The sequence below is a fragment of the Klebsiella sp. 1SOBk10mer genome, assembly GCF_046602535.1.
Taxonomy (GTDB): domain Bacteria; phylum Pseudomonadota; class Gammaproteobacteria; order Enterobacterales; family Enterobacteriaceae; genus Klebsiella; species Klebsiella quasipneumoniae.
The window spans coordinates 1-4,219 of the sequence record NZ_JBKIUP010000038.1; the positions used below are offsets into that span (position 1 = coordinate 1).

5 protein-coding genes and 2 pseudogenes are annotated in these 4,219 nt (G+C 45.4%); 4 read left to right on the forward strand and 3 right to left on the reverse strand.

The window, feature by feature from the left end:
• Positions 1 to 55 (reverse strand): IS1 family transposase (locus ACLH1I_RS26325; RefSeq protein ID WP_129692851.1); only part of this gene is annotated, 55 nt, incomplete at its 3' end.
• A gap of 217 nt (positions 56 to 272) precedes the next feature.
• Positions 273 to 908 carry a hypothetical protein gene (locus ACLH1I_RS26330; RefSeq protein ID WP_223790110.1) on the reverse strand — a complete coding sequence of 212 codons (636 nt, stop codon included), beginning with the start codon at positions 906 to 908 and terminating at the stop codon, positions 273 to 275.
• A gap of 595 nt (positions 909 to 1,503) precedes the next feature.
• Here ACLH1I_RS26330 and mobI point away from each other — a divergent pair.
• The 4 genes and pseudogenes from mobI to ACLH1I_RS26350 all read left to right on the forward strand — a co-directional run.
• On the forward strand, positions 1,504 to 1,947 hold the full coding sequence (gene mobI / locus ACLH1I_RS26335; RefSeq protein WP_048298738.1) for a conjugative transfer protein MobI(A/C): 444 nt from the start codon (positions 1,504 to 1,506) through the stop codon (positions 1,945 to 1,947).
• A 20-nt stretch (positions 1,948 to 1,967) separates the two neighbouring features.
• Entirely contained in the window at positions 1,968 to 2,756 is a 789-nt protein-coding gene (locus ACLH1I_RS26340) for a hypothetical protein (protein ID WP_411302951.1), read from the forward strand.
• A gap of 13 nt (positions 2,757 to 2,769) precedes the next feature.
• Entirely contained in the window at positions 2,770 to 3,135 is a 366-nt protein-coding gene (locus tag ACLH1I_RS26345) for a hypothetical protein (protein WP_023288263.1), read from the forward strand.
• 1 nt (position 3,136) lies between these two features.
• A pseudogene (locus tag ACLH1I_RS26350) lies at positions 3,137 to 3,562 on the forward strand (IS5/IS1182 family transposase); the annotation flags it as partial.
• 61 nt (positions 3,563 to 3,623) lie between these two features.
• Here ACLH1I_RS26350 and tnpB read toward each other — a convergent pair.
• Positions 3,624 to 3,854 (reverse strand): annotated as a pseudogene (gene tnpB, locus ACLH1I_RS26355) (IS66 family insertion sequence element accessory protein TnpB); the annotation flags it as partial.
• Between the last annotated feature and the right edge of the window lie 365 nt (positions 3,855 to 4,219).

Here is a 4,219-nt window from a genome sequence, read left to right on the forward strand (position 1 = left end):
GCACCACCCCGTCAGTAGCTGAACAGGAGGGACAGCTGATAGAAACAGAAGCCACTGGAGCACCTCAAAAACACCATCATACACTAAATCAGTAAGTTGGCAGCATCACCCAATGAGTGAAGCTAGTTAACTTTTATAGCATCCAGAAACCGCTAAAATAACTTTAGCTTCTCATATGAATCTTTAAGAGCAAATTCAACTCGTAAGTTTTCCATATTTTCCTTTGGGATGAAACCTTCCAGAACATCAGCCATAATCTCGTAACCCCATGCTTATACTTTGTGATCACGTCGTCCGACATCATAGGTTATAAACCGGGGAAAGAGAACCACATTTGTCACCTCAACAAAGGCGGATATCTCTGTATCGAGGAGCATCTGAAAAGCGTCATTAGACAGAGCCAAATAAGCCCTGACATAAGCCGGTTTAAATCTGGCCAGATTCCATAGATTGACCAGGAAATTCATCTGTATAGAGACGATGTTTTTCCTGAATAACTCAAGGTCGACGGGTTTATAAACATACTGCTTCCCGCTCAATAATTCGCATGGCTCATTTGGTTTCATCTCGGTACTGTCAAAAGGTCTGCCGTACGTTTCAAACTTCAGTAACTGAGAGTCATCCAGGATTAATTTTATTAACTCACCCCATAAAACAGGCTTCCCGTTGACACGGGGAACTAGCAGGCTACCTGGTCTGGCTTCTGACAGGGCAATTCTATTTAGACGCGCATCAGTGGCGGGATGGAAAAAACGCTCCAGCAGGTTCTCCGGTATATAGCGGTAGTCCGACGCGAGATCACGAGGCAACACACTGAGTAGTTTTTTCTGACTACGTATCAACTGCAACTCCGAGCGGAGAAACGCCTTAATGACCGTGTCAGTCTGTACGTTGGGTTGTACGTCCATACGCTCTCCAGAGTACTTTTAAATCGCGCTACATACGGTTACTTAAGGGCTGTTATTATATCAAAGCCATCTTAGAGACACTACCCAAAAAAACAAGTACTAATATTATTAGATACTAAATTATAAAAAATCACTGTCCTTTTACCTTGTACTGGTACTTATAACATTAGGCACTTTTTATAGAAACTGCACAGTTTCGCTCGGTTTCATTAGTACCTTTTCATCAAAAAAGTACTAATGAGGATAGATTTTCATTAGTACTTTTTCCTGTGAAAGGTACTAATGGCAGGACTGGAATCCTACACTTTCATTAGTACTTTTTTTGCAAATAGTTACTTATGTATAAGGGTACCTATTACTGGTTAGCAAAAAAGTTACTTTTTCCATCTCCAAGTTTGCGTGAAGTGGTTTTCCGGGGATGGATCGCACACCGTGCGGGCCACAGGCAGAGGTTGTTGGACGTGCTCACAAAAAAGTTACTTTTTTTAGCCGACGGCATGAGCACAAAAAAATTTAAAAAAAAAATGCAAACGCCCTTGTTAGTTCAGAAAAATCTGTTTGGATTCCTGTAGTCTGTGTTGCTGGAGGAGTTGATATGAACCCGATAATTACGGCACATCAGGAAATCGTTATCGAGAACTCGGTTCGCTATATCGAGTTACTGAAATCGGAGGCTTCTAAAATTCTGGATGAATACTGGGAGGCCTGGAAGGCACGAAACCAACTGATATCCCAGACCACGTATGCAAACGGGGGAAGGTTTATAACTGGTCGTTTTGCTCCTGTGCTGAGAAAGGTTGGATCGTCGCAAAAACTGACAATTGTATGGAAAGATTTTTCGCCTAGGTTCAAAAACAAAATTGAACATCATGGCGTGGTTGTTAAACCTAAACTCGGAGGATACAGCGTTAGTTGTTTTAAAAATGCTCTGGACTGGGAACTGGAGATGATCCAGGAAACAGAAAACAAAATTAAACCAATCCGTGATCTCCTCGCGGAATTCCATCAACGAAAACTGGCCGACATCAAAAGACTGTAAAAACTGAAGAGGTTAATATAATGGCTGACAACGCATCCCCAAAAACTGAACCGCGCAATCAACGAAACACTGGCAATAACCGACCGTTAGGGATGGTCATTTCAAAACTAAAGCCACTTTCAAGTGAGTTCTATACGCACTTTCATGAAAAAAACAGAGCCTGCCTGCGCCAGTTTAACGCCATCTCCAATGCCATTTATAATATTTTCCGCCTGGTAGAAGGTGACCAGGCGACAAGCACTAAAGTTCAGAAATGGCTCTCCGGTGTTTACGAAGAACTGTCGGGTAATGTAAATACCTTCAAAGCGCAGATTGACAAAAATGTCGCCCGACTGCCTCTGGATGATTCTTCATTCGAAGGGTTCGACTATGGTGAATTTGAAATTCGCTGGAACCACCCAATGACCTATAAATTGCTGGATATTATCCAGACCATCAACGTCCTGACTCGTCAGGCACATCAGTTGTGGTTATACGGTCAGATATCACAACAGGTTCATGACCGAATTATCCTGCAACTCCTGAGCTCACTGCGGGTTGCGATGGACAACATAACTAAAATACTGAACGCTGAAAACCGAGTGAATGGAAAATACGACGCATTGCCATTCATTCAGAACATTAAGCGGTTTAAATCGGTGGAACTTTATATTGCCAGTCTCGAAACTAAAGCCCCTGTTCAGTCCGGTCACAGTGACAGTTCTGCTGATGCTGGCAGTGAGCCGACATTAAAACCAGAAGCAGCAGCTGGCACCGGTAAACCATCTGACAAAACACAGCCTTCTGCTACTCCTGTTTCGGTACAATAACTCACAGGTTGATATGAGTATTATATCCAGGATTTTTTTAAAAATTAGGGTCGCCCTCTTCGGAGGGCCTGACCACGATATTGTTTTTTATACAGATGATGAGTACGATATCCCGCACACGCCTAACAAGGATGTGCAAAGCTATCTTGATTGTCCAAGTAAGCCTGCGGGTATAACACTCTTTTCAGAGCGTGAGATTCTATCTGTACATGCTAACCGGTTACAGGAAATTAATATGTATATCGGTTTGCCAAATTCAGACCTGAGTGAGGAGGCCTATACCTTCACTAATCTGGTCATTAAGCCATTGATGGAATATACACGCTGGATACATCTTTTACCTGCGTCGGCTTTGTTGAATAAATCGAACTTTTGCTGAGTTGAAGGATCAGATCACGCATCTTCCCGACAACGCAGACCGTTCCGTGGCAAAGCAAAAGTTCAAAATCACCAACTGGCCCACCTACAATAAAGCCCTCATCAACCGTGGCTCCATAACTTTCTGGCTGGATGATGAAGCTATTCAGGCCTGGTATGAGTCGGCAACGCCTTCATCACGGGGAAGACCTCAGCGCTATTCTGATCTCGCCATCACCACCGTTCTGGTCATTAAACGCGTGTTCAGGTTGACCCTGCGGGCTGCACAGGGTTTTATTGATTCCATTTTTACACTGATGAATGTTCCGTTGCGCTGCCCGGATTACACCAGTGTCAGCAAGCGCGCAAAGTCGGTTAATGTCAGTTTCAAAACGTTCACCCGGGGTGAAATCGCGCATCTGGTGATTGATTCCACCGGGCTGAAGGTCTGTAAGCGTTAACCGGACGCCGTATTGATACTGGTCAGGCAGGTATAGCCACGTTCCACGGCAGAAGTTCACCAACCTCAAGGCGTTTGGTGAAGAGGCACAGTCCATCCGCATCTGCCCAGAGAATTTTGACGGTATCACCCCGGCGGCCACGGAAGATGAACAGGTGGCCGGAGAAGGGGTTCTCATCCAGTACGTGCTGTATCTGCTCGCCCAGACCGTTGAAGGATTTACGCATGTCGGTGGCGCCGGCGACCAGCCAGATACGGGTGCCAGACGGGAGGGAGATCATCGTCCCCTCCCGGTCAGTTCGCGAAGCAGTGTTTTCAGGATAGCGGGAGATAAGTTCCCTGTCAGGCGCAGACTGGCGCTCCCGACAGCCACTTCGCAGGTCATCACCTCACCGTAAGCGGAACCGGATGGTTCATAGTGTGGTACTGCATGATGTGACAGGGACATGTCAGATACCACAACAGGGATGACAGCATCAGGTTTACTGACTGAACGTTGTATTTCATCGGGCAAAAGGTGGCTGTAGCGCTGGCGCCGGCTTTGTTAATGGAATGGTCGCCTCCCATCTCTTGTGCCACAGTGGGACGATAAATCGTCACTCATTGAACGGAGCGCTGCTATCATGAACGTTAAAACTATTGGAAT

Coding starts and splice junctions, on each gene's coding strand:
- ACLH1I_RS26330 (WP_223790110.1), bottom strand. CDS start 908: ATGGACGTACAACCCAACGTACAGACTGACACGGTCATTAAGGCGTTT.
- mobI (WP_048298738.1), top strand. CDS start 1,504: ATGAACCCGATAATTACGGCACATCAGGAAATCGTTATCGAGAACTCG.
- ACLH1I_RS26340 (WP_411302951.1), top strand. CDS start 1,968: ATGGCTGACAACGCATCCCCAAAAACTGAACCGCGCAATCAACGAAAC.
- ACLH1I_RS26345 (WP_023288263.1), top strand. CDS start 2,770: ATGAGTATTATATCCAGGATTTTTTTAAAAATTAGGGTCGCCCTCTTC.